The organism is Bradyrhizobium sp. HKCCYLS2038 (assembly GCF_051167655.1).
In the GTDB taxonomy this organism is placed as follows: Bacteria; Pseudomonadota; Alphaproteobacteria; order Rhizobiales; family Xanthobacteraceae; genus Bradyrhizobium.
In genome coordinates this window covers 1,079,551-1,103,141 of sequence record NZ_JBNPTM010000001.1, presented here as the reverse complement: position 1 = coordinate 1,103,141, position 23,591 = coordinate 1,079,551, and the positions used below count along the sequence as shown (strand labels likewise).

Annotated in this window: 20 protein-coding genes and 1 tRNA gene; 15 read left to right on the top strand and 6 right to left on the bottom strand. The window is 65.4% G+C overall.

Translation table 11 applies throughout. The features are described from left to right. Positions 1-193: 193 nt before the first annotated feature. The 3 genes from ACQR1I_RS04875 (at position 194) to ACQR1I_RS04865 (ending at position 1,912) form a co-directional block, all read left to right on the top strand. Positions 194-268: transfer RNA gene (locus tag ACQR1I_RS04875), tRNA-Val, on the top strand. After that, entirely contained in the window at positions 255-818 is a 564-nt protein-coding gene (locus tag ACQR1I_RS04870; RefSeq protein WP_434867753.1) for a hypothetical protein, read from the top strand. The genes ACQR1I_RS04875 and ACQR1I_RS04870 overlap by 14 nt, the downstream gene beginning before the upstream one ends. 554 nt (positions 819-1,372) lie before the next feature. Next, positions 1,373-1,912, top strand: coding sequence for a hypothetical protein (locus ACQR1I_RS04865; protein WP_434867754.1), 540 nt, complete (start codon positions 1,373-1,375; stop codon positions 1,910-1,912). 314 nt (positions 1,913-2,226) lie between these two features. On the opposite strand, the gene ACQR1I_RS04860 is transcribed toward ACQR1I_RS04865, so the two are convergent. Then, entirely contained in the window at positions 2,227-2,487 is a 261-nt protein-coding gene (locus tag ACQR1I_RS04860) for a hypothetical protein (RefSeq protein WP_434867755.1), read from the bottom strand. Positions 2,488-3,000: 513 nt separating this feature from the next. Between ACQR1I_RS04860 and ACQR1I_RS04855 the strand changes: the two genes are divergently transcribed. Continuing rightward, complete coding sequence (locus ACQR1I_RS04855) at positions 3,001-3,201, top strand: hypothetical protein (protein ID WP_434867756.1); 201 nt, start codon at positions 3,001-3,003, stop codon at positions 3,199-3,201. Between the two features lie 127 nt (positions 3,202-3,328). On the opposite strand, the gene ACQR1I_RS04850 is transcribed toward ACQR1I_RS04855, so the two are convergent. After that, positions 3,329-3,844 carry a hypothetical protein gene (locus ACQR1I_RS04850; protein WP_434867757.1) on the bottom strand — a complete coding sequence of 172 codons (516 nt, stop codon included), beginning with the start codon at positions 3,842-3,844 and terminating at the stop codon, positions 3,329-3,331. Positions 3,845-3,982: 138 nt separating this feature from the next. Further along, positions 3,983-5,530, bottom strand: a complete 1,548-nt coding sequence (locus ACQR1I_RS04845) for an acetolactate synthase large subunit (protein ID WP_434867758.1) — start codon at positions 5,528-5,530, stop codon at positions 3,983-3,985. 285 nt (positions 5,531-5,815) lie between these two features. Here ACQR1I_RS04845 and ACQR1I_RS04840 point away from each other — a divergent pair, with 285 nt between their 5' ends. Continuing rightward, positions 5,816-6,379 (top strand): L,D-transpeptidase, encoded by a 564-nt coding sequence (locus ACQR1I_RS04840; protein WP_434867759.1) that lies wholly within the window; start codon positions 5,816-5,818, stop codon positions 6,377-6,379. A gap of 86 nt (positions 6,380-6,465) precedes the next feature. Further along, positions 6,466-7,254 (top strand): DUF2927 domain-containing protein, encoded by a 789-nt coding sequence (locus tag ACQR1I_RS04835; RefSeq protein ID WP_434867760.1) that lies wholly within the window; start codon positions 6,466-6,468, stop codon positions 7,252-7,254. A 269-nt stretch (positions 7,255-7,523) separates the two neighbouring features. Here the strand turns inward: ACQR1I_RS04835 and ACQR1I_RS04830 are convergent, their stop codons facing one another. The 3 genes from ACQR1I_RS04830 to ACQR1I_RS04820 form a co-directional block, all read right to left on the bottom strand. Beyond that, positions 7,524-8,675: a M48 family metallopeptidase gene (locus tag ACQR1I_RS04830; protein WP_434867761.1), complete on the bottom strand. Its 1,152-nt coding sequence runs from the start codon at positions 8,673-8,675 to the stop codon at positions 7,524-7,526. Further along, complete coding sequence (locus tag ACQR1I_RS04825) at positions 8,650-9,783, bottom strand: DUF898 family protein (RefSeq protein WP_434867931.1); 1,134 nt, start codon at positions 9,781-9,783, stop codon at positions 8,650-8,652. Before ACQR1I_RS04825 ends, ACQR1I_RS04830 begins: the two co-directional genes overlap by 26 nt. Positions 9,784-9,988: 205 nt before the next feature. Then, on the bottom strand, positions 9,989-11,161 hold the full coding sequence (locus ACQR1I_RS04820) for an isovaleryl-CoA dehydrogenase (RefSeq protein WP_434867762.1): 1,173 nt from the start codon (positions 11,159-11,161) through the stop codon (positions 9,989-9,991). A 227-nt stretch (positions 11,162-11,388) separates the two neighbouring features. Between ACQR1I_RS04820 and ACQR1I_RS04815 the strand changes: the two genes are divergently transcribed. The 9 genes from ACQR1I_RS04815 (at position 11,389) to ACQR1I_RS04775 (ending at position 22,898) form a co-directional block, all read left to right on the top strand. After that, positions 11,389-12,684 carry a cytochrome P450 gene (locus tag ACQR1I_RS04815; RefSeq protein WP_434867763.1) on the top strand — a complete coding sequence of 432 codons (1,296 nt, stop codon included), beginning with the start codon at positions 11,389-11,391 and terminating at the stop codon, positions 12,682-12,684. A 331-nt stretch (positions 12,685-13,015) separates the two neighbouring features. Beyond that, complete coding sequence (locus tag ACQR1I_RS04810; RefSeq protein ID WP_434867764.1) at positions 13,016-14,287, top strand: cytochrome P450; 1,272 nt, start codon at positions 13,016-13,018, stop codon at positions 14,285-14,287. A 231-nt stretch (positions 14,288-14,518) separates the two neighbouring features. Next, positions 14,519-15,064 (top strand): phosphonopyruvate decarboxylase, encoded by a 546-nt coding sequence (locus ACQR1I_RS04805; protein ID WP_434867765.1) that lies wholly within the window; start codon positions 14,519-14,521, stop codon positions 15,062-15,064. Then, a complete protein-coding gene (locus tag ACQR1I_RS04800; RefSeq protein ID WP_434867766.1) occupies positions 15,064-15,645 on the top strand; it encodes a thiamine pyrophosphate-dependent enzyme in 582 nt (193 codons plus the stop codon). Before ACQR1I_RS04805 ends, ACQR1I_RS04800 begins: the two co-directional genes overlap by 1 nt. A 161-nt stretch (positions 15,646-15,806) precedes the next feature. After that, positions 15,807-16,973, top strand: coding sequence for an acyl-CoA dehydrogenase family protein (locus ACQR1I_RS04795; RefSeq protein WP_434867767.1), 1,167 nt, complete (start codon positions 15,807-15,809; stop codon positions 16,971-16,973). A 173-nt stretch (positions 16,974-17,146) separates the two neighbouring features. Then, the gene (locus ACQR1I_RS04790; protein WP_434867768.1) at positions 17,147-18,259 is read left to right on the top strand and encodes a CaiB/BaiF CoA transferase family protein; all 1,113 of its coding nucleotides are present in this window, start codon (positions 17,147-17,149) and stop codon (positions 18,257-18,259) included. A 2-nt stretch (positions 18,260-18,261) separates the two neighbouring features. Next, a complete protein-coding gene (locus ACQR1I_RS04785) occupies positions 18,262-19,110 on the top strand; it encodes an FAS1-like dehydratase domain-containing protein (protein ID WP_434867769.1) in 849 nt (282 codons plus the stop codon). Positions 19,111-19,281: 171 nt separating this feature from the next. Beyond that, entirely contained in the window at positions 19,282-20,904 is a 1,623-nt protein-coding gene (gene mdlC / locus ACQR1I_RS04780) for a benzoylformate decarboxylase (protein WP_434867770.1), read from the top strand. Between the two features lie 326 nt (positions 20,905-21,230). Further along, positions 21,231-22,898 (top strand): hypothetical protein, encoded by a 1,668-nt coding sequence (locus tag ACQR1I_RS04775; RefSeq protein WP_434867771.1) that lies wholly within the window; start codon positions 21,231-21,233, stop codon positions 22,896-22,898. Positions 22,899-23,591: the final 693 nt, after the last annotated feature.

Genomic DNA, 23,591 nt, shown 5'->3' with positions numbered 1-23,591 from the left:
GGGAGGGGACGGGTCGCGAAAGGGCCGATTTCGACCCCAATCGCCGCCGCGCGGCACGATCCGTTCAGTTTTCCTCGCCAGCCGCGCCGCAACTCCTTGACACCCCCTGCCCGCGCTTCGTAAATCGCGGGCTCCGACGGACTGCTTCGGCAGCTGCCTCCAATGGCCTTCCGGCCAGCAGCCACCGGGATCCGGGCGCATAGCTCAGCGGGAGAGCGTTCCCTTCACACGGGAGAGGTCCAAGGTTCGATCCCTTGTGCGCCCACCATCTCGTCAATCGTCTCTGCGAGCCGATCGCGTTCGAGAACGACTTCGGCATCGATGAATCGGTGCGGCGGCTGGCGTCCCGGATCAAACCGGACCTGCTCGGCTTGACCCCACTGGTCTCGATGAAGCTCACGGTCGTCGTCGGCAAGGTGGCGGAGGATCACGTGTCGCTCTACTGCGAGCGGCTGTTCATTGCCAACGGCCTGAGGCCGGTGTTCATCGGCCGTTTTCAGACGTTCGATGACCGCGTCATCCTGATCGGAAAATGGGTGGGGCTGAACGGCCAGGCTAGCCTGTTCGTCGGCGCTGGCCTGGCGATGAGCCGGTTCATGATCCGCTCCGCCGCGCTGAAATTGATCGAGGGCTCCCACGATCCAATTCTCTGGCTGATGCCCTTGGCTGGTTGTCTCCCGCCACTGTTCGCGATGGGCCTCGTCCGCGTCGGCCGTCGGCTCTCGTCCGGCGACGCGAACTGGATCCTCGGTGCGATCAGGGCCGCCCTGGTCGAGACGCCGCGCTCCGCAATACCGACGATATCCGCGGGCCGATGAAGACGACCGTCGCGGCTCTTTGGCGGCGGGACGAAGCCTGGAGATGGCGCTTCGCTCGTCTGCGCTCAAGGAGATGCGTTCGTGAGATATGCAGCCCTGATCGCAAGATGACACCGGGACGACATCGTCCACGAAAAACTCCCGCGTGTCCGCTGCAATCCATCATCACATCGCTTGCAGTCCATCAGCGACGCGATAGCCTCCTCATCATTCACTTAGGAGATGCCAATGAAATTATTGAAGATCAATCTGCTGGCGTTGTTTTCGCTTTCGACCCATGCCTTGCGGCAAGGCGAGGAGCGTCTCGGCAGGCAGCAACATGCCCCGAGCGGCCGGAGCCGTAACAGTTGCTCGGCACGTCAGTCCGGCCCGTGCGTTCCGTTCGAGGGCTGACTTTAAGTGAGGTTCGCAGCCGCGTGGGGAGAACTTCTCCTGAGCCGCCTCCTACTGATCGCAATCGTTCCGCACAGTGCTGCGTCACTGCTTCCACGTTCCACCTTCAATTGCTAATTGCCGTCAGCAGTAATCGGCGAGGCAACCGCCATCGAGGCAACATGTCGGACGAATCCCGTATGCAGACTACAGCTCGCATGGCAATGCAAGCTTACTGGGCTACAGTCACCTATCCCGTACTGTGGGCTGGTGGCGACCGGCTAATATCCCTTGGCTCATGCGTCCTCTTCCGTCATAGCGACCGTCACTTCTTACTGACGGCACTCCACTTGTTTGAGGAATATGATGAAAAGACACACATCCGGTTTCCCTATGAAGGTCTTATTGGCCCACTGGGTAAGCGCGACGAGTCTCCGGCGGAGTTTGGAACGATTTTTGTTCATACCGTCGGCGGCAAAGAAGCCGATGAGGCAAACAAATTGGACATCGTCGCAATTGAACTGTTCGAGAAAAGCCTTCTGGCGGGTAAAAAGCAGCACTGGAGCTTTATTACGTCGACCAATTCGCGCTACCTCGCTCGGATTCGCCGTACTTTGTTTCCGGCTTCCCAAAAGAGCGCGAGAAGAAGTTTGGCGAAGCTATCGGCGCGTCTTTGTTGTTTCTTCAGACTGAAGAGACCGATCATGTACCAGAGGCCATAAAGGACTATGACCCCCGATATGATATCGTTCTGAAGTACGCCCCCGAAACACTGAATTTTCACGACAACAACGCGACCGTAAAGTCGCCATTCGTTGGCGGGGTCAGCGGCGGGCCGATATTTCGCGTGGCCGACGATAGACCCTCGTTTTGGTCTGCGAAATACAGACTTCGCTTTGTGGGACTTCAAGCCAGCTCTACACGGCTGAACCAATGGATATGCTTCAAAAACGTTCATGCAATCATTAGGTATTTCGATCTCGCGATTCCTGAGATTGGCGCGGCCATCAAACAACAGATTGAGCGCAGTCCGCGGTCATAATTTTCGATAACCCCAGGCATGGTTCGTATGAATGAACTCATTGCCGCCTTCGCGGTCGGAAAGCTTCCCAGCAACCAGAAACCGAGAAGGCACGGGATTCGCATAACGTATTTTGCGTGGAAAACGGACACGCAGATGTTGCGGGAAGGGTTGCCCCGCGGCCGGACGAACATGAATGTCGCCATGAAGCCCTGAGCCACTTTCGTAATACGTCTCTACGATGAACTCGATGTACGGCTCTTCTGGCTTCGCCATTCCAGCCTCCCTACCCTCTCTTCGCTAATAGTTGCTCCCGAAATCAGGTGCGGTATACAGTTTAGCCTATCGGGTCGAGATGAACGCGCCTTCGGCCGTGGTCGGACCGACGAGGGCGGCTCGTTGCTCTCGATTAAAGTCCAGTACACTTAATTGCCGCTCCGGTCAGGGTGAACAATGCGCCTTCGACTGTACTCGGATCGCGAGGGCCGTCACCTTGAACGAGGTGTATCGCCCAAAATCTTGATGAGCCAAGTGAATGGCATGGCGGGCGGACTTCCTTCGACGACGCCCTGCCATGGACCACCCGGCCAATTTGGCCTCGTGCGCCCGCGCATGGGTCTCCTGCGTCGACCGCACGCGCCACAGAATGCGCCCAAGGCGCCCCGCGCTGGCGCGCAAATCGGCTTTTGCAGGGCGAAACTCTCACGTTTTCCTTATTCCTGCGTCAGAACGCCGCGGCGCGAATCCGCCTATGGTCCGGCGCGTTTCCAACCCACGGAGGTTTTCCGCATGCGTAAACTGATCATCGCCACCGCTGCTCTCGCGTTCGTCTCGTCGGCCGCTCTTGCGCAGTCGACCGAGAAGCCGATGACGACCACCGGACAGGCGGCCAAGAGCGGCGATGCAATGAGCGGCGGCGACGACATGAAGATGAGCAAGCCGAAGAAGAAGTCGGCGAAGAAGACCTCCGGCGACGGCATGTCGAAGTAGGCCGGCGGCGCGGGCGTGCCTCGAGGGCACGCCCACCGCGTCAATTGCGGGCCGGGGTTTGCTCGAGGGCGGGGCGAGAGCGTCGCGTCACCGCGCCGCAAGCAACGCTCCCCGCTTCTTGCAATCCTTATCCCGCCCCCAGCTGCAGTTGCTGCAGTCGTCCGGCGAACCAGGCGGACAGCGCCGGATCGATCCGCGCACCGACATAGATCTCCGGCGTGATCACGCTGCGGCGGTCGAGGATCACCAGCACGCCGATCCAATAGGCAAACCACAGATGCGGATCAGTCAGGGCCATCAGCTTGTGACGGTCATGTGCCAGCGGCTGGTGGTTGCTGGCCTTGCGCACCTCGATGGCCAGCAGATTGTCCGGCACCGCGCGCTTGTGGACGACGATATCCGGGTAGACCGACTTGGCCAGTTCGTCGTCGGTCGAGACGATCGAGCCGCGCGGCAGCAGCATGGCGCGGTCGCCGAGCCGGTTGTAGTCGCAATCGACGTCCCAGCCGAGGAAGTTGCGCTCGACATGCACCGACAGCCGGTGCGTCAGGGCGCGCTCACCGAGATCGCGGTCGAGGATGAAGCGCTCGCGCGCATAGAACTCCTGCAGCGCTGAGATCAGCCGGTTCAATTCGCTGTGCATGCCGCCCAAACAGAACAAACGATGGAGACGTCACCATCAACACGCGTTCGTGCTGAGTCGCCAACCACCAAAATGCGGCAATGAGGCTGCCATCAACCGGCGGCTGATTTGCGGCCGCCGGTTGCTCGGCGCAAAGACTTACATCTGCACTTCGATCAGGCGCGGGCCGTATTCGGCATTGGCCTCGGCCAGCGCCGCGTTGAACTCGTCCGCCGTGGTGACGGCGCGGCCGGGAACGCCCATGCCCTTGGCCATGGCGACGAAGTCGAGCGTCGGACGGTCGATCTTGAGCATGTCCTGGGCGCGCTGGCCGGGCTCGCCGGCGCCGACGCCGTCGAACTCGCCGCGCAGGATCTGGTAGATCCTGTTGGCGAACACGACGGTGACGACGTTGAGGTTCTCGCGCGCCTGGGTCCACAGCGACTGGATCGTGTACATCGCGCTGCCGTCACCGACGAGGCACATCACCTTGCGGTCCGGACAAGCCACCGCGGCGCCGGTCGCGACCGGGGTCGAGAAGCCGATCGAGCCGCCCATGTTCTGCAGCCAGTCATGCGGCTTCGCGGCCGCGGTCGGCGGGAAGAAGCCGCGGCCGGTGGTGATGGATTCGTCGACGATGATGCCGTTTTCCGGGATGGCGTAAGCGATGGCCTGGGCGATGGTGGTGTGGTTGAGCGCCCCTTGCGGCTTGATCAGCTCGGCGAGCGGCTGCGGCTTCACGTCCGCGGCCTTGGCGCCGAGATGGCCGGCCAGCGCCTCGAGCGCGGCGGCCGAGTTCTCGCCCCAGGCGGTCATGCGGTGCACCTCGGTGCCCTCGGCCTTCAACTGGCTCGGCTTGTTCGGATAGGCGAAGAAGGCGACGGGATCGTTAGCCTCGACCAGCACGATGTGCTTGTAGTTCTTCAGGATCGGCAGCGCCTGCTCGATCACATAGGGAATGCGGTCGATCGAGAACCGCCCGGCGCCGCGCGCCATGCGCGGGTGATAGGTCTGGCCCATGACGCGGCAGCCGGTCTTGCCGGCGATCTGCTGGGCGAAGGTCAGCGCCTGCTCGGTCAGCGCGCCCGCGGTCATCAGCACCAGGGTCTCGGGGCCGTGGGCATGCAGGATCCTGGCGGCCTTCTCGACGGCGTCGGCCGAGTAGCTCGGACGCTGGGTATCGGCCGGAACCGGGGCGATGCCGTCGGCCTCGTTCCAGGCGGTGTCGGCGGGCAGGATCAGGGTGGCGATCTGCGGCGGTGCGCTCTTGGCGGCGGCGATCGCCGCGGCGCCGTCGGCGGAGACCGCCTTCGCGCTCGGCGAGGTCCGCACCCAGTCCGACATCGGCCGGGCCAGGCCCTCGATGTCGGAGGTCAGCGGCGCATTGAAGCCGATGTGGTAGGTGGCGTGCTGGCCAACGATGTTGACGATGCCGGAGCGCGCCTTCTTGGCGTTGTGCAGATTGGCGAGGCCGTTGGCAAGGCCGGGACCGAGATGCAGCAGGGTCGAGGCCGGGGTGCCCTTCATGCGGAAATAGCCGTCGGCGGCGCCGGTAACGACGCCCTCGAACAGGCCGAGCACGCAGCGCATGCCCTCGACCCGGTCGAGCGCGGCGACGAAGTGCATCTCGGAGGTGCCCGGATTGGTAAAGCAGACGTCAACGCCCCCCGCGACCAGGGTCCGTACCAGGCTTTCCGCACCGTTCATCATTTGCTCCCGTGACACCGCGCTCTGTCTTGCAAGACGCCAGATCAATCATTGTTCGCTGCCTGCGTCAAAGGGGATGGCCGCATTGCTGCCATCGCCATGATGCGCGCGCGCAGCTTTGGCTAACGCGGTATTGGCAACGGCCCCAGCCGCAACATTTGGAATGTCCGTGGGATTTGCATCACAGCCGCCGCTCGCATGCGCCTGTCACGCTGCCGTGGGTTGCGAAATCGGGCGGATTGTGGCCTCTCTTCGACGTAATTTGATTTATGCCAGGGGATGGAAATGAAGCGGTATTTTGCTGGGGTGGTCGCTGCGTTCGCCTTGCTGTCGAGTGCCGGGATGGCACATGCTCAATGGACGGACCCGTTCAGTGCCGTGACGAACAACTATCGGACCGGCGTCAGCCCGATCCCGCGCCAGACCGTGATGTTCCAGGGCGACTATGCGCCAGGCACGATCGTCGTGAACACCGGCGAGCGCCGGCTCTATCTGGTGCTGCCGAACGGCCAGGCGCTGCGCTACGGCATCGGCGTCGGCCGCGACGGGTTCCGCTGGAGCGGCGTGCACCGCATCACCGCCAAGAAGGAATGGCCAGCCTGGACGCCGCCGTCGCAGATGCTGCGCCGCCGTCCCGACCTGCCGCGCCACATGGCCGGCGGCATCGAGAACCCGCTTGGGGCGCGCGCGATGTATCTCGGCTCCACCCTGTACCGCATCCACGGCTCCAACGAGCCGGAGACGATCGGACAGGCGGTGTCGTCGGGCTGCTTCCGAATGACCAATGACGACGTCGCCGACCTCTACGACCGCGTCCCGGTCGGCACCACTGTCGTCGTCAAGAACTGACAGGGTCGCGCCGGGGGATCATGTCGCAACGCCGGAGCGCTCATCCAGGCCGGGAGCATGACAGATGCTCCCGGGGGTCGCTTGGAATGGCGGCCATCGTTCTGTCCGCGGCGCTCGGACCGTTCGTCACGCTGCTGCTGCCGCAGCCGGCCTTCACCGCCGAGATCCCTGCGATCGCCGCGCGCCAGCGCGCCGAGAAGAAGAGCTTCACCGACGCCGAAATCACCGACGGCTTCTACAAGACCGCGTTCGGCGCCGAATATCATCTCGCCGGCCGGGTCGACCGCATCAGGAAATACAGCGCCCCGGTGCGGGTCTATGCCGACGGCCGCCGTACCGACCGCAAGGCCCAGCTCGCCAAGGTCGTCGGCGACATCGCCGCCCGCATCCGCAATCTCGACATCGCGATGACCGACAGTGACGAGGACGCCAATGTCCGCGTCAAGCTGGTGCGCGACCGGGACCTCTATCACACCATCAGCCAGGCCTATGGCAGCGAGCGCGCCCGCGAGATCAAGACCTCGCTCGACCCGCAATGCCTGTCCGGCTTCCGCAAGAACGAGGCGTTCGAGATCGAGCATTCCGACGTCATCCTGACCGTCGACAATGGCGACTTCGTCTTCCTCGACTGCGCCTATGAGGAGCTGCTGCAGTCGCTCGGGCCGATCAACGACACCTCGAGCGTGCCCTGGACGATGTTCAACGACAACGTCTCGATGGGCTATTTCGACATCTACGACCAGTACATTCTCAACCTGCTCTACGACCCCCGCGTCAAGGCCGGCATGACGCTGACCGAGGTCAAGGCGGTGCTGCCTGACGTGCTCACCGACGTCCGGGCGTGGGTGAAGAAGGTGAACAATCTGGCGGAGTAGTCGCTAGATCTGCGACATCGGCCACGACTCAGTCAACGTCACCGAAAGCTTGTGCGGTCCGTCGATCCACGAACTTCCCTATGTAGCAGAGGTATTGTCGCTCAACCCGCCTAGCAGCTGACGCACACCGCTCTCACTCCGTCATTGCGAGCGCAGCGAAGCAATCCAGAGTCCCGCACACCACACTGGATTGCTTCGCTGCGCTCGCAATGACGGATGAGAGACGATCGGTGGTCCTGATCAGCCGTTCGTGAGGCACCAGATCACCATCATCTACTGCAAATCCCCTTCAGCGCCTTCCACTCTTCGGGGCTGAGCAGCGGCGGGCCGCTGGCGGGGCGGTCTTCGGCGCGCATGCGGGCGAGGCGGTCTTCGGTCAGCGGGTGGCTGCCCCACAGCGACGGGCGCTTGCCGTCCTCCTTGCCGGTGATGCGGAATAGCAATTCGCCCATCGGCCGCGTCGGCCGTCCGAGCTTGTGCATGACGTCGATGGCAAAGCTGTCGGCCGCCTCCTCCGCCTCGCGCGAGTAGGACGCGTCGATCATGGCGCGCGAGGCGAAGATCGCGGCGCCGGCGCCGGTGACGTCGCCGAACAGCAGGCCGATCAGGAATGAGCTCGAGCCATTGTGGATCACCTGGCGCAGATTGTCGCGATGCTTCAGATGGCCGAGCTCATGCGCCAGCACACCGGCGACCTCGTCGGGATCGTTCGATTTGTCGAGCAGTCCACGAAACAGGAAGAAGCGACCGCCCGGCAGCGCAAAGGCGTTGGGGATCGACGTATCCAGCACCTCCGACGCGATGCTGTCGTCGAGGCCCGCAGGCTGGCGCAGCGCCGTGACCAGCTTGGCGAACGCCGCCTGCCCGGCCGCCTCGCTGCATGCTTTTTCACCGAACAGCGCGTGGATCTGCACGACGGCAGCCTCGCCGAGATGCCGCTCCATCGCCGGCGGCACCAGCGGCGTCAGCCGCTCGGCGGCCCGCGGAAGCACGACGAGAACGAGCGCGACGATCGAGGCCGCGGCCGCGAGCGACCAGCCGACGATCCGGGCAATCCCGCTCCGCGTCAGCCGGTTTTCGTCGATTTGCACGCAGCGCGCGATCAACTCGTCGGCGAGCGCCGCGTCGCGAATCTCGAGCCGCGCCAGCGGAGATGCGGACAGACAGCTGACCCGCAGCGTGCCGCTCGGACCATCCACCCGCCGGATGTCGACATACGGCCACGACACGAAATTGTCGGCGCTGCGCATCACCAGCTGATTGGCCAAACTGATCGTCACCGTCTGGCGCCGGTTCGACAAGCCGTCGAAATAGGTCGCAGGGCCGCCGGGCGGTGCGGCCGGCTCGGTCGACGTGCCGTCGAGCGAACGACCTGCGCCGCCGCCGGGCTCGGATTCAGAATCCGGCGACGTCGAGTCCATCGGCAAACCCTTCACCCAGCGCGCTGGCCAGATCGCCCTTGGCGCCGACGTTGGCCATGGCCTCGATGCCATGCACCTCGACCGATTCGAGCACCGTCGCCCACATGTCGCGCACCAGATACATCCGCATCACGACGTTGAGCGCCAGGATCCAGACGATGTAGCCGAGCCCCATCAGCAAGAGCATCGGAATGTTGTTGGACAGCGCCTGCAACTGCGGCTCACCATCGCTCCCCGGGCCGAGCAGGTTGATCATCAGCGCCCCAGTCGCGGTGAAATACAGCCCCGAGGCGATCGACAGCAGCACCCACCAGACGATCACCTTCCAGTACAGGGCGTAGAAGGCGTCACTGGACAAGGTGGATTCCAGGCGCACGCCGCCGAAGCGGATGCCGGACAGCCACCAGCGCCATTCGACCGCTTTGAGCTGGGCGTAGACGAAGGGGAACAGCGGAAACAGCACGAGCGCAAACGGCGCGACTAGCCAGAGATACCAGGCGTTCTTGAAGAAGTCCCAGCCACGTCCCTCGAAATCGCCGCTGAGGTCGCCGTAATGCGAGTGCCGCATCTTGTAGCGCTCCAGCGCGGCGGCGCGCCACGGCCACGCCAAGCCGAGCGTCAGCACCGCCAGCAGCGTCCACAGCATCGCCCGCCCGGCATAGGCCCATCCCGAGCCGTCCATCCAGAACCGGATGCCGCGCCAGACCGTGCGCGTCAGCCGGTAGCGCCGCGCGCGATAGATCGCGAACTGGCCGAACGCATAGAAGGCGATCACCAGGGGCACGCTGGCGAAGCCCTGGTAGCGCTCGGCCTCGACGCCGACCAGGAAATAGGCAAGGTAGATCGGGACCAGGATCGCCATCGCGAACAGGAAGCCGATCAAGAGCTCCTTGCCGCGTCCGGTATACTCGGCCGCATCGCCGTCGATGGCCGTATTGACCCACAGATGCCGCCGGATGTCGGTCGCCAGCCAGAATCGGTAGAAGCCGAGCGTGATCAGTTCGATGGCCGCACCGCGGCTGACCAGCCGGAAAAACTCACCGCGTGCCCCGGAGAAGGTCGCCGTCAACGGCGGAAGCGGCGGAGGCTGCCCCGGAACGTAACTCATCTGGTTCACGGCTCACGCCTCCGACACGCGAAAAAGACTAAAATATGCCCCGGCTATTCGTCGCGGGGTCGATTCCGAGGTTCGACGCTATTTGTACGCAAGTCGGCCGGAAAAAAACACCGGCCTTGGCGAGACTGAATAAAATATGTGCTTCTGGCCGGTGCGCGAACACGCTGCAGGCGCGCGCATCCGGCCAATTCGCGTTCTATGATGTCTTATCGAACAGCTCACGTCCGATCAGCATGCGCCTGATTTCGCTGGTGCCAGCGCCGATCTCGTACAGCTTGGCGTCACGCAGCAGCCGTCCGGTCGCATAGTCGTTGATGTAGCCGTTGCCGCCCAGCAGCTGGATTGCGTCGAGCGCGCACTGCGTGGCCTTCTCCGCAGCAAACAGAATGGCACCCGCCGCGTCCTCGCGCGTGGTCTCGCCGCGGTCGCAGGCCTTGGCCACCGCATAGACATAGGCGCGCGCCGCATTCATCGTCGTATACATGTCGGCGACCTTACCCTGCACCAGCTGGAAGGTGCCGATCGGCTGGCCGAACTGCTTGCGCTCGTGAACGTAGGGCAGCACCGCGTCCATGCAGGCCTGCATGATGCCGAGCGGACCGGCGGCGAGAACGGCGCGCTCGTAGTCGAGGCCGGACATCAACACGTTGACGCCACGGCCGACCTGCCCGAGCACGTTCTCCTCCGGCACCTCGCAATCCTCGAACACCAGCTCACAGGTGTCGGAGCCGCGCATGCCGAGCTTGTCGAGCTTCTGTGCGGTCGAGAATCCCTTCATGCCCTTTTCGATGATGAAGGCGGTGATGCCGCGCGGGCCGCCCTGCGGATCGGTCTTGGCATAGACCACCAGCGTCTCGGCGATCGGGCCGTTGGTGATCCACATCTTGTTGCCGTTGAGCACGAAGCGGTCGCCCTTCTTGTCGGCGCGGGTCTTCATCGACACCACGTCGGAGCCGGCCTGCGGCTCGGACATCGCCAGCGAGCCGACATGCTCACCCGAGATCAGCTTGGGCAGGTACTTGCGCTTCTGTGCCTCGTTGCCGTTGCGGCGGATCTGGTTGACGCAGAGATTGGAGTGGGCGCCGTAGGACAGGCCGACCGAGGCCGAGGCGCGCGAGATCTCCTCCATCGCGATGCAATGCTCGAGATAGCCGAGCCCAGCCCCGCCATACTCCTCCTCGACCGTGATGCCGTGCAGGCCGAGCTCGCCGATCCTCGGCCAAAGATCGCGCGGAAACTGATTGGAGCGGTCGATCTCGGCCGCACGCGGCGCGATCTGTTCCTGGGAAAAGCTGGCCACCGTGTCGCGGATCGCATCGGCGGTCTCACCGAGATCGAAGTTGAACATGCGCTGCGCGTTGGCGATCATGGTGGCGGCCTCCTGCTAGTCTTCTGCTCTGCAACAATTGCGTCCAGCCATATTCCGTGGCGCGGCGCTTGTCACGTCCAACATCCGGCCAAACACCAGCGTCGCGACGCAAGACCGGGTGGGCCGTTACCCGTCAAACTCCGCGCTTGCCGTGCGCTCCCGGGCAGGATGTAATCGCGCCAAATATTGCCGGACCGATCGAGAATCCGGCCATCAGGGAGATGTCCATGCACGGGACCGCCAACACGGCCGAGGCACGCCGGCACACCGAAGCAGACACCCGCGCGGTCGACGAGGCGGCCCGCCGCGCTGCGTCGCTGCCGCTCGCCGACTTCGACCCCGGCCATCCGGAGCTGTTCCGCACCGACACGCACTGGCCCTATTTCGACCGCCTGCGCCGCGAGGACCCGGTGCACTATTGCAGGGATTCGATGTTCGGCCCGTATTGGTCGATCACGCGCTATGACGACATCATGGAGATCGAAACCAATCACGCAGTGTTCTCTTCGGCGTCGGCGCTCGGCGGCATCACCATCCGCGACATCGATCCCGACCTGCGCCGCGAGAGCTTCATCGCGATGGACCCGCCGCGGCATGCGGCCCAGCGCAAGACGGTGGCGCCGATGTTCACGCCGACGCATCTCGACGAGCTCGCGATCAACATCCGCAAGCGTTCGACCGAGTGCCTGGACAATCTGCCGGTCGGCGAGGTGTTCGACTGGGTCGACCGCGTCTCGATCGAGCTGACGACGCAGATGCTCGCGGTGCTGTTCGACTTCCCCTGGGAGGACCGCCGCAAGCTGACCCGCTGGTCCGACATCGCGACCACGATCCCCGGCCCGGACGGGCTGGTCGCGACCGAGGACGAGCGGCAGGCCGAGCTGATGGAGTGCGCCCGCTATTTCGCGCGGCTGTGGCAGGAGCGGCAGAGCCAGCCGCCGAAGAGTGACCTGCTGTCGATGATGGCGCACAGCGAAGCCACGCGGAACATGGATCCGAAGAACTTCCTTGGCAACCTCGTGCTGCTGATCGTCGGCGGCAACGACACCACGCGCAACACCATGTCCGGCAGCATCTACGCGCTGAGCCAGCATCCGGACCAATACCGCAAGCTCAAGGACAACCCGGCGCTGATCGACAGCTTCGTGCCGGAGGTGATCCGCTGGCAGACGCCGCTCGCCCACATGCGGCGCACCGCGCTCGCCGACATCGAGTTCCGCGGCAAGCAGATCAAAAAGGGCGACAAGGTCGTGATGTGGTACGTCTCCGGCAACCGCGACGAAGCCTCGATCGAACGCCCCTACGATTTCATCATCGACCGCGCCCGGCCGCGGCAGCACCTGTCCTTCGGCTTCGGCATCCACCGCTGCGTCGGCCTGCGGCTGGCCGAGCTGCAGCTCAAGATCATCTGGGAGGAGATCCTGAAACGATTCGATCATATCGAGGTGATGGACGAGCCGAAGCGGGTCTATTCCAGCTTCGTGAAGGGATTTGAGACATTGCCGGTGAGGATTACGGCGTAGGTTGCATTTGAGACGAATCGATCGCGGAATTTGGGGGCGGCAGGAAGGGTCTGGTCGGGTGAGTACGCTGTCCTCATTCCCCGCTCATCACGCTGCGCGATACAGCGCCCTCTCCCCTTGTGGGAGAGGGCATCGCCGGCCTATCCGCGCACGCGGTCGGGTGAGGGGTTCTCTCCGCGGACAACGCCCGTAGAGACATACCCTTCACCCGACCGAATTCGCAGAACCGTCTTACATGCCCTCTCCCACAAGGGGAGAGGGCGCAGTCATTTGCAGCTCATCTGCCGATCCTCAACCGGCGCGGTGATGAGTTCAACAAAAGGACCACCCCATGACCGCTGAGGCCGCGCTTCGTTCCGACCATGCCGATCTGCTGCGCGAGGCGCGGCTGGAGGCCTATGCGACGCCGATCGAGGACTTCCACCCGGGCGCGCCGCGGCTATTCCAGAACGACACGCTGTGGCCGTGGTTCGAGCGGCTGCGCAAGGAGGCGCCGGTGCACTACTGCACCAAGGCGCCGATCGAGCCGTATTGGTCTGTCACGCGCTATCACGACATCATGCATGTCGACACCAATCACGCGATCTTCTCCTCCGACGTCGGCAATGGCGGCATCACGATCCGCGACGTCGCGCCCGGCTACGAATGGCCGAGCTTCATCGCGATGGACGAGCCCCGCCACGGCGAGCAGCGCAAGACGGTGCAGCCGATGTTCACGCCGGAGCATCTCGACGAGTTGGCGGTGCTGATCCGGCAACGCTCGGGCAAGGTGCTGGACTCGCTGCCGCGCAACGAGACCTTCAACTGGGTCGAGCGGGTGTCGATCGAGCTGACGACGCAGATGCTGGCGACCTTGTTCGACTTTCCCTTCGAGGAGCGGCGCAAGCTGACGCGCTGGTCCGACGTCTCCACTGCGCTGCCCAAGAGCGGCATCGTCTCATCGGAGGAGGAGCGCCGGCGTGAGCTGGCCGACTGCGCCGAGACGTTCGGCCGGATGTGGAAGGAGCGCCAGGCCAATCCGGGCCGCGACCTGATCTCGATGATGGCGCACAGCGAAGCGACGCGCCACATGACGCCGGACAATCTGCTGGGCAATCTGATCCTGCTCATCGTCGGCGGCAACGATACCACACGCAACAGCATGACCGCCTCGGTGCTGGCGCTGAACGAGAACCCCGGCGAATACCAGAAGCTGCGCGACGACCCCGGGCTGATCGAGACGATGGTGCCGGAAGTGATCCGCTGGCAGACGCCGCTCGCGCATATGCGCCGCACCGCGCTGGCCGATACCGAACTCGGCGGGCAGAAGATCAGGAAAGGCGACCGCGTCGTGATGTGGTACGTCTCGGGCAACCGCGACGAGGAGGTGATCGAGAACCCGAACGCCTTCATTATCGACCGCAAGCGTCCGCGCATCCACCTCTCCTTCGGCTTCGGCATCCACCGCTGCGTCGGCATGCGCCTCGCCGAACTGCAGCTGCGCATCGTCTGGCAGGAAATCCTCAAGCGCTTCGACCGCATCGAGGTGGTGGGCGAGCCGAAGCGCGTCTATTCCAGCTTCGTCCGCGGCTACGAGTCACTGCCGGTGCGGATTCCGGGATGAGTACTCCGCCTCTCACCCTGAGGAGACCGCCCCTGGGCGGGCGTCTCGAAGGGCGAGGCCCGAGACCTTGGCCTCATGGTTCGAGACGCCGCTGCGCGGCTCCTCACCATGAGGGGTGACAGCGTCGCGCAACGAACGAGAACTCTCGACCCTCTGGTGAGGAGCGCCGCTCGCGGCGCGTCTCGAACCACGAGGCCCCCGCACCCGCATGCCCATGAATCGCAGGACGTCATGCCCGCTTCCGACACACCCATCCCCGGCCCCGACTGGCCGCTCGCCATCTACACGGCGCTGAAAGCGGCCTCCGTCCGCCAGCTCTGCTACGTGCCGGACGCCGGCCATTCCCGCCTGATCCGGCTCGCCCACGACGATCCGGCGATCGCCACCACCGTTCTCACCACCGAGGAGGAAGGCGTCGCGCTCTCGGCCGGCGCCTGGCTCGGCGGCCAGCGCGCGGTGCTGCTGATGCAGTCGAGCGGCGTCGGCAATTGCGTCAACATGCTCTCGCTGCTGCAGAGCTGCCGCTTCCCGTTCCTGACCTTCGTGACCATGCGCGGCGAGTGGGCCGAGTTCAATCCGTGGCAGGTGCCGATGGGCAAGGCGACGCAGGCGGGGTTCGAGATCATGGGCGTCACCGTGTTCCGGCTGGAGCGTCCCGAGGACGCCGGCGAGATGGCCGCGGCGGCCGCAAGGCTCGCCTATGACAGCGATCAGCCGATCGCGGTGCTGATCTCCCAGCGCATGATCGGCGCCAAGAAATGGACGGAGGGCAAGTGATGGGTCCGGCACTCGACCGCCGCACCGCCGTCAAGGCGCTGCTGCAAGACCGCGGCGACCTCCTGGTCGTCAGCGGCCTCGGCTCGTCGTCCTACGACGTGTTCGCCGCTGGCGATCACGATGCGAATTTCTACCTCTGGGGCGCGATGGGCGGCGCGGCCATGATCGGCCTCGGCCTCGCATTGGCGCAGCCGTCGCGGCCGGTTGCCGTCATCACCGGCGACGGCGAGCAGTTGATGGGGCTCGGCAGCCTCGCGACATCGGCGGCCAAGAAGCCCAGGAACCTCTCGATCGTCGTGCTCGACAACGCTCATTTCGGCGAGACCGGCATGCAGATGAGCCATTCGGGACTCGGCGCCAATCTCGAGCTGATCGCTACCGGAGCAGGCTTTCCCTCGGTGACGACCATCCTCGATCACGACGCGCTCGCCAGCTTCCGGCCGAAGCTGCACGATCTCGCAGGACCCCATTTCGCCCGCGTCGCGATCTCGACTGATCACGTCGACCGCGCCTTGCCTGCGCGCGACGGCGTCTATCTCAAGAACCGCTTCCGCGGCCATCTTGGATTTCCCGTCAGCTAGAACGGGACCGCAGGGCGCCCTGCTCTGTCGCCCCGGCAAGGCTGCACGGCAGCAACGCGGGCATTCCAAGCTTGCCAAGCGGGACCCGCTTGGTCATAGGCTATCAGGAACGAGTTCGGGGAGAGAGCCCAGGCTGCGTCACGCGGCCCGCGGAGCAACACATGACAGACCACCATCAGCACGACGATTACGCCGACATCCGCGACGCCGTCGCCAAGCTGTGCGCCCAGTTCCCCGGCGAATATTGGCGCAAGCTCGATCGCGAGATGGCCTATCCGTCCGCCTTCGTCGATGCGCTGACGCAGGCCGGTTACCTCTCGGTGCTGATCCCCGAGGAATATGGCGGTGCCGGGCTGAAGCTGTCGGCGGCTGCGGCGATCCTCGAGGAGATCCAGCGCGCCGGCTGCAATGGCGGCGGCTGTCACGCCCAGATGTACACGATGGGCACGGTGCTGCGGCACGGCTCGGCCGAGCAGAAGGCGAAATGGCTGCCGAAGGTCGCGAGCGGCGAATTGCGGCTGCAGGCGTTCGGCGTCACCGAGCCGACCTCGGGCACGGATACGTCGTCGCTGAAGACCTTCGCCAAGCGCGACGGCGACAGCTACATCGTCAACGGCCAGAAGATCTGGACCAGCCGCGCTGAATATTCCGACCTGATGATCCTGCTCGCGCGCACCACGCCGAAGGAGCAGGCGCAGAAGCGCACCGACGGTCTCTCCGTCTTCATCGTCGACATGCGCGAAGCGAAGAATGCCGGACTCACCATCCGCCCGATCCGGACGATGATGAATCACGCCACGACGGAAGTGTTCTTCACCGACATGCGCGTACCGGCGGAGAATTTGATCGGTGAGGAAGGCAGGGGCTTTCGCTACATCCTCTCCGGCATGAACGCCGAGCGCATCCTGATCGCAGCCGAGTGCGTCGGCGATGCCAAATGGTTCATCGCGAAAGCCACCGCCTACGCCAAGGAGCGCGTCGTGTTCGGCCGACCGATCGGCCAGAACCAAGGCATCCAGTTCCCGATCGCCAAGGCCTATGCGTCGATGCGCGCGGCCGAGCTGATGGTCAAGGAGGCCACCCGCAAATACGAGGCCGGGCTCGATTGCGGCGCCGAGGCCAACATGGCCAAGATGCTCGCCGCCGACGCCTCGTTCGAGGCGGCGAACGCCTGCATCCAGACTCATGGCGGCTTCGGCTTCGCCGAGGAATACGACGTCGAGCGCAAGTTCCGCGAGACGCGGCTGTACCAGGTGGCGCCGATCTCGACCAACCTGATCCTGTCCTACGTCGCCGAGCACGTCCTCGGCATGCCGCGCTCCTACTGATATGCTCGGTCGGAACAATCGCCCGCGGCCATCCCTCGAGACGCCCGCCTCCGGCGGGCTCCTCGGGATGAGGATCTCGGGCGCGGTAGCGTCTCTCTCCACCCTCATGGTGAGGAGCGCCGCCCTTGCGGCGCGTCTCGAACCCATGAGGCCCCACTCTACGAGTTCATACCATGCTGCCGCTTGAAGGGATTACCGTCGTCGCCGTCGAGCAGGCGGTGGCCGCGCCGTTCTGCTCGTCGCGTTTGGCCGACGCCGGCGCCCATGTCATCAAGATCGAGCGGCCCGAGGGCGATTTCGCACGCGGCTATGACGCCGCAGCGAAGGGACAGAGCAGCTACTTCGTCTGGCTCAACCGCGGCAAGGATTCGCGGATCGTCGATCTGTCAAAGCCCGACGGCCGCGCCGAGTTGGAGCGGCTGATTGCGAGCGCCGACGTGCTGCTGCAGAATCTCAAGCCCGGCTCGATGGACAAACTCGGCTTTGCGCGCGAGCGGCTGCGCAAGGACTATCCGAAGCTGATCTGCTGCACCATCACCGGCTATGGCGACACCGGTCCGTACGCCGACCGCAAGGCCTATGATCTCCTCATTCAGGCCGAGAGCGGCCTCGCCTCGATCACCGGCGGCCCGGAGGGTCCGTCGCGCGTCGGCATGTCGATCGTCGACGTCGCCACCGGCGCCACCGCGCATGCAGCGATCCTGGAGGCACTGATCAAGCGTGGCCGTACCGGCGAAGGTGCCGATATCCGGATCTCGATGTTCGACGTCATGGCCGACTGGCTCACGGTGCCGCTGCTCAATGCGGAAGCCGGCAATGCGCCGAAGCGCATCGGCCTCGCCCATCCCTCGATCGCGCCCTACGGCGTGTTCACCTCCAAGGACGGCAAGGACATCCTGATCTCGATCCAGAGCGAGCGCGAGTGGACGACGCTGTGCACCAAGGTGCTCGACCAGCCCGGCCTGCCCGACGATCCGCGCTTCGCCAACATGGTCGCGCGCGTGCGCAATCGCGCGCTGACCGACGGCATCGTGGCCGAGCGCTTCGCCGGGCTGTCGCGCGATGAACTGCTGGCGAAGCTCGCTGCGGCCGACATTGCCTTCGCCGAGGTCAACAGCATGGCCGATCTCTCGACCCATCCGCATCTCCGGCGGATCGAGGTCGACACGCCGAACGGCGTCGTCAGCTATCCGGCGCCCGCCGCCATCGTGGTCGGCGATGACAGACACTACGGCGCCGTGCCGGCGATCGGCGAGGCCGCCTCGCCGCATCAGCGAAAGGGATGATCATGACGCAGACGCTCGATCTCGATCACCTCAAGCAATGGGTCGGCCGCAGCGCCGAGGCCACCGACATCGTCACGGCGCAGCTCACCAAGGGGTTGCGCGCGACGCTGTTCCAGGACATCGGCGAGCCCGCCACCGGCGACATCGCGCCCTACACGGTGCATTGGTGCCTGGGCCAGCCGGTGTTTCCGCACGATCAGCTCGGCCCCGATGGCCACCCGACCCGCGGCGGCTTCCTGCCGCCGGTGCCATTGCCGCGCCGGATGTGGGCCGGCGGCGAGGTGCAGTTCATCGATCCGCTGCGCGTCGGCGACGTCGCCACGCGCGTCTCGACGATCACGGACGTCAGTTTGAAGAGCGGCTCGACCGGCCAGCTCTGCTTCGTCGCCGTCGAGCATGTCGTGTCGACACCGCGTGGTGTCGCCATCCGCGAGCGTCAGGACATCGTGTATCGGGACATGGGCAGCGCGCGGCCTGCTCCGGCGAAAGCCCCGCCGCCTCCGCCGACGGCTCAGCACAGCGAGAGCCATGTCTCCGACCCCGTGCTGCTGTTCCGCTATTCGGCGCTGACCTTCAACGGCCACCGCATCCACTACGACCGCGACTACGTCACCAAGGTCGAAGGCTATCCGGGTCTGATCTTCCACGGGCCGCTACAGGCCGCGCTGCTGGTGGAGTTCGCCGCCAGGCTCAAGGGCAAGCCACCGGCCAGGTTCGTCTATCGCGGCGTCCAGCCGCTGTTCGAGGGCAGCGAGTTCTCGGTGAATGCCAACGACAAAGACGGCGGCCTCGAGCTGTGGACCGCCAACGCCGAGCGGCAGCCGACCATGAAGGGCACCGCGACGTGGTGAGATAGGCTCCGTCGTTCCGGGGCGATGCGTCGCGACAAGATGGCGTAGCCATTTTGGCGCAGAGCATCGAACCCGGAACCTCGAGGTGAGGGAAAAGAACCGCTCTAGATTCCGGGTTCGATGCTTCGCATCGCCCCGGAATGACGACACAAGACACCCGAGGAAACGCCTGTGGCCAGGACAACGAAAACGACGACCAAGCCCGTCACCGTCAAGCAGGCCACCTTCGACCTGTTGCGCGCCTTCGGCATCAGATGCGTCTTCGGCAATCCCGGCTCGACCGAGCTGCCGTTCCTCAGCGACTGGCCTGACGACATCGACTACGTGCTCGGCCTGCAGGAGGCCTCGGTCGTCGGCATGGCCGACGGCTATGCGCAGGCGACGCGCAATGCCGGCTTCGTCAACCTGCATTCGGCCGCGGGGGTCGGCAATGCCCTCGGCAACATCTACACCGCGCATCGCAACCAGACGCCGCTGGTGATCACCGCCGGCCAGCAGGCGCGCTCGATCCTGCCGCTGCAGGCATTCCTCTATGCCGAGCGCCCGAGCGAATTCCCCCGCCCCTATGTCAAATACAGCGTCGAGCCGGCGCGCCCCGAGGACGTGCCCGGCGCGATCGCCCGCGCCTACTACACGGCGATGCAGCCGCCGTGCGGGCCGACCTTCGTCTCGATCCCGATCGACGACTGGATGCATCCGGCGCAGCCCGTCGCGGCCCGCAAGATCAGCCGCGAACTCGGCCCCGACCGCGCCGCCATGGACGAACTGGTCGCCGCGCTCGCGGCGGCGACGAATCCCGCCGTTGTCGTCGGCCCAGGCATCGACCGCGCCGGCTGCGTCGAGCTGATGGTGCAGGTTGCGGAAAAGACCAAGGCCAGCGTCTGGGTCGCCCCGTTCTCGGCGCGCTGCTCGTTCCCGGAGCGCCATCCGCAATTCCAAGGCTTCCTGCATGCCGCGCCCGGCCAATTGTCGGACGCCTTGAAGCCGCATGATGTCGTGGTGGTGATCGGCGCGCCGGTCTTCACCTTCCATGTCGAGGGCCACGCCGCGATCTTCGACGGCGGCACCGCGCTCTATCAGATCACCGACGATGCCGAGGGCGCTGCGGTGCCGCCGATCGGCACCAGTATCATCGCGACGATGCGCCCCGCACTGTCGCTGCTTTTGGAGCTGCTGCCCGAGACGAAGCGCGCCGCGCCGAAGGGGCGCGCTCTGCCCGACACGCCAAAGCCGGCTGATCCGATTCCCGTCGACTATCTGCTGCACACGCTGTCGCAGGCGCTGCCGGCCGGCTCGGCTGTGGTCGAGGAGATCCCCTCGCATCGGCCGGTGATGTACAAGCACATGCCGATGCCGGGCGCGGATTCCTTCTACACGATGGCGAGCGGCGGGCTCGGCTACAGCCTGCCGGCCGCGGTCGGCATGGCGCTCGGCCGCAAGGCGGGCCGCACGGTCTGCCTGATCGGCGACGGTTCGGCGATGTACTCGCTGCAGGCGCTGTGGACATCAGCGCAGCGCAAGCTGCCGATGACGGTCGTCGTCATCAACAATTCCGGCTATGGCGCGATGCGCTCGTTCAGCCAGGTCATGCAGGTGCGCAACGTGCCCGGGCTCGAGCTGCCCGGTCTCGATTTCGTCAAGCTCGCCGAGGGCATGGGCTGCGACGCTGTGCGTGTCACCCGATCCGCGGACTTGGCCTCCGCACTCGCGCGCAGCCTGTCTCACGACGGCACCAGCCTGGTCGAAGTCGTGGTCGATTCCGCCGTGCCGCTGCTCTACGCGCAGAAGAGCTGAGCCCGTTCGATTACCGGACAGCTTTGTCAATCATCGATGATGCGACAATGCGTCGCGGCGCAGCGGCAACAATGTGTCCTGCCGCGAATTGCGCATCGGCCCGCCGCAACGGTGCAACCGGCGGTTCAGGCGCAACCGATTGTTTCGAAAGCTTTCTGCCGAGTTGCGCTGTCCTGCCGCAGGCGCTCCGCCGCAAACATCGCGAAATCCTGCCGTCACCTTGCAAGCGGACGCCATGCTGCTTGCAAGGTCCGACCATGCTGCAAGCAAAAATCATTATCAGAAGGTTCCATCATCCAATCCAGCGTACCAATGGAGTTGAGCTGATGGCGGACAAGAAGAACCTTAAAACGGCGACATCGAAGACCCACCTCTATCGCCACGTCAGCGCACTTGCCCTCATGTCCGCGCTTGTCGTGGCCGCCTTGCCGCATCAGGCGAATGCGCAGGCCTTGGCGCTCGCCACCACCACCACGACCGCCAATGCCGCCGCCAATGCTGCGGCGAAGGCCGCCCAGGAGGCTGCGGCCAAGGCTGCCGCCAAGGCCGCACAGGATGCGGCTGCCAAGGCTGCTGCCGCCGCCGCGGCCAAGGCCGCATCGCAGGCGGCCGCCAACGCCGCTGCGAAGGCCGCCGCCAGCGCGGCTACCAAGGCTGCGACGACCGCCGCCACGGCTGCGGCGAGCACCGCCGCAAAGAGCGCTGCGGCTGCGACCACCACTGGCGCGGCGACCAAGCCCACCGCCGTTGCCACCGCGGCGACGCCGACCCCCGTTGCCAAGCCGGCTGCCGCCGCCGCAACCACCACCGGCATCGCCAAGACCGCCGCTGCGGCCGCCACCAGCAGCACGACGACAGCAGCTAAGCCGGCCGCAGCCGCCACCACCGTGGCCGTCGCGAAGGCCGCCGCAGCGCCGGCCGCCGCCGCAGCCACCCCGGCCAAGGCCGCAGCTGCTGCAGGCGCAGCCAACAACGACGCCGTAGCCAAGGCCAACGCCGCTGCGGCCGCCGCCGCGCAGAAGGCCACCGCGGCCGAAGCCCAGGTCGCCGCCGACCGCAAGGCGATCGACGCCGCCCGCCAGGCCGAGCAGAACGCGAAGGGCGCCGCGATCGAGGCCCAGGAACAGGCCGAGAAGAACCCGACGGCCGCAAACCAGGCCGCGGCCGCCGCGAATGCCGCGAAGCTCGCCGCGGCCTCCGCCGCGCTGCAGGCCGCCTTCCAGAAGCTCGACAAGGACATCGACGTGTCCAACGAGGCCAAGGAAGCCGCCAATGCCGCCAAGGATACGGCGCGCGAGACCGCGGAAGCCGCGGCAAAGGCTGCCCAGCAGGCAGGTCAGGCTGCCGGCAATGCCAACAACGGCGGGAATGCCAACAATGGTGGCGGCGCCGCAGCCGGCAACGGCGGCAAGAACAACAACAACAACAACCAGCAGGCCAATGAGGCCGCCGAGCAGGCCGCGCTGCAGGCGGCGCTGAAGACCGGCGAACAGGCGCGCGCGGTCGCCCAGCAGAAGACCCAGGCCGCCAACGCCGCAGCGTCGGCGAACCAGAAAACGGTCGAGGCCGCGCTCAACCAGAAGATCGGCGTGATCGACGCGACGGTCGAAGCGGCCGAGCAGAAGGTCAATGCCGACCGCCAGGCGCTGGAGCAGGCGCGCCAGGTGGCGCAGCAGGCCAAGCAGGACGCCCAGGAGGCGGCCGAGGTGGTCGAAAGGGCCAACACCGCCGCCAACCAGGCCGCGCTCGCCGCCGCCAATGCCAAGGCGCAGACCACCGCCAACGCGTTCAACGCTGCCAACAATCAGTTGAACGCCGACAACCAGGCGCTGACGCAGGCCCGCGACACCGGCGAGCAGCAGGAGCAGGCGCTGCGGGCCGCGGCCCAGCAGCAGATCCAGGCCGGCTACACGGCCGCACAGCAGGCGACCCAGGCCGCCTGGGCCGAGGCGCAGCAGATCGGCAACGCTGCGCTCGCCGCGCTCGAGCAGTAAGGCCCCGGCACTCCGCGTCGCCCCTTTGGTTCCCTGGGGGCGGCGCGGGTCCGATAACGACAACAAGGCCACCACCAGCCGCATGCCGAACCGGCCGGAGATGATCTCGGGACAGGATCTAACCTCACCCCGTCGCGCGATCCGCCCCGGCCCCCATCCGCCGGCCATGCACTGCCTCAAGCCCCGCCCCCCACGCGGGGCTTTTTTCTGCCGCCGGCGCAGAGCACGCCCACGGCTTGGGATCGGAGAAAACGAACGGTGCAGCGCCCGTTCTACGAACTAACTCTCTCAGCTAGTACAGCACAGCCATCGCCGCGAGCACGCTCGCCCCCTCTCCCCGTTCTTCACGGGGAGAGGGTCGGGGTGAGGGGCAGCCGCACGGGTGGTATAGATTCTTTGCTATAAAATTCTTTCTGTTAGCTCGGCAGCGTGACGAGAAGTACGCGTTCAGTGTCGTCCGTCGCTGCGGAGCCCCACCCGTCCGATAGACCTCGATCCAGGCCTCGTATGTGCCATGCCCCTCACCCGGATTGCTGCGCAATCCGACCTCTCCCCGCAAAGGGCGGGGAGAGGTTGCAGCCCCCGCGCCGGACGAGATTTCCTCAATGAACGAGCTAAGCTCTCTACTTTACTAGCCAGCTACGATCGAAATGCCAATGCGACACGAGTCATCGCCGCGGGCGTGTGACCCGC

Coding starts and splice junctions, on each gene's coding strand:
- ACQR1I_RS04865 (WP_434867754.1), top strand. CDS start 1,373: ATGTCGGACGAATCCCGTATGCAGACTACAGCTCGCATGGCAATGCAA.
- ACQR1I_RS04860 (WP_434867755.1), bottom strand. CDS start 2,487: ATGGCGAAGCCAGAAGAGCCGTACATCGAGTTCATCGTAGAGACGTAT.
- ACQR1I_RS04855 (WP_434867756.1), top strand. CDS start 3,001: ATGCGTAAACTGATCATCGCCACCGCTGCTCTCGCGTTCGTCTCGTCG.
- ACQR1I_RS04850 (WP_434867757.1), bottom strand. CDS start 3,844: ATGCACAGCGAATTGAACCGGCTGATCTCAGCGCTGCAGGAGTTCTAT.
- ACQR1I_RS04845 (WP_434867758.1), bottom strand. CDS start 5,530: ATGAACGGTGCGGAAAGCCTGGTACGGACCCTGGTCGCGGGGGGCGTT.
- ACQR1I_RS04840 (WP_434867759.1), top strand. CDS start 5,816: ATGAAGCGGTATTTTGCTGGGGTGGTCGCTGCGTTCGCCTTGCTGTCG.
- ACQR1I_RS04835 (WP_434867760.1), top strand. CDS start 6,466: ATGGCGGCCATCGTTCTGTCCGCGGCGCTCGGACCGTTCGTCACGCTG.
- ACQR1I_RS04830 (WP_434867761.1), bottom strand. CDS start 8,675: ATGGACTCGACGTCGCCGGATTCTGAATCCGAGCCCGGCGGCGGCGCA.
- ACQR1I_RS04825 (WP_434867931.1), bottom strand. CDS start 9,783: ATGAGTTACGTTCCGGGGCAGCCTCCGCCGCTTCCGCCGTTGACGGCG.
- ACQR1I_RS04820 (WP_434867762.1), bottom strand. CDS start 11,161: ATGATCGCCAACGCGCAGCGCATGTTCAACTTCGATCTCGGTGAGACC.
- ACQR1I_RS04815 (WP_434867763.1), top strand. CDS start 11,389: ATGCACGGGACCGCCAACACGGCCGAGGCACGCCGGCACACCGAAGCA.
- ACQR1I_RS04810 (WP_434867764.1), top strand. CDS start 13,016: ATGACCGCTGAGGCCGCGCTTCGTTCCGACCATGCCGATCTGCTGCGC.
- ACQR1I_RS04805 (WP_434867765.1), top strand. CDS start 14,519: ATGCCCGCTTCCGACACACCCATCCCCGGCCCCGACTGGCCGCTCGCC.
- ACQR1I_RS04800 (WP_434867766.1), top strand. CDS start 15,064: ATGGGTCCGGCACTCGACCGCCGCACCGCCGTCAAGGCGCTGCTGCAA.
- ACQR1I_RS04795 (WP_434867767.1), top strand. CDS start 15,807: ATGACAGACCACCATCAGCACGACGATTACGCCGACATCCGCGACGCC.
- ACQR1I_RS04790 (WP_434867768.1), top strand. CDS start 17,147: ATGCTGCCGCTTGAAGGGATTACCGTCGTCGCCGTCGAGCAGGCGGTG.
- ACQR1I_RS04785 (WP_434867769.1), top strand. CDS start 18,262: ATGACGCAGACGCTCGATCTCGATCACCTCAAGCAATGGGTCGGCCGC.
- ACQR1I_RS04775 (WP_434867771.1), top strand. CDS start 21,231: ATGGCGGACAAGAAGAACCTTAAAACGGCGACATCGAAGACCCACCTC.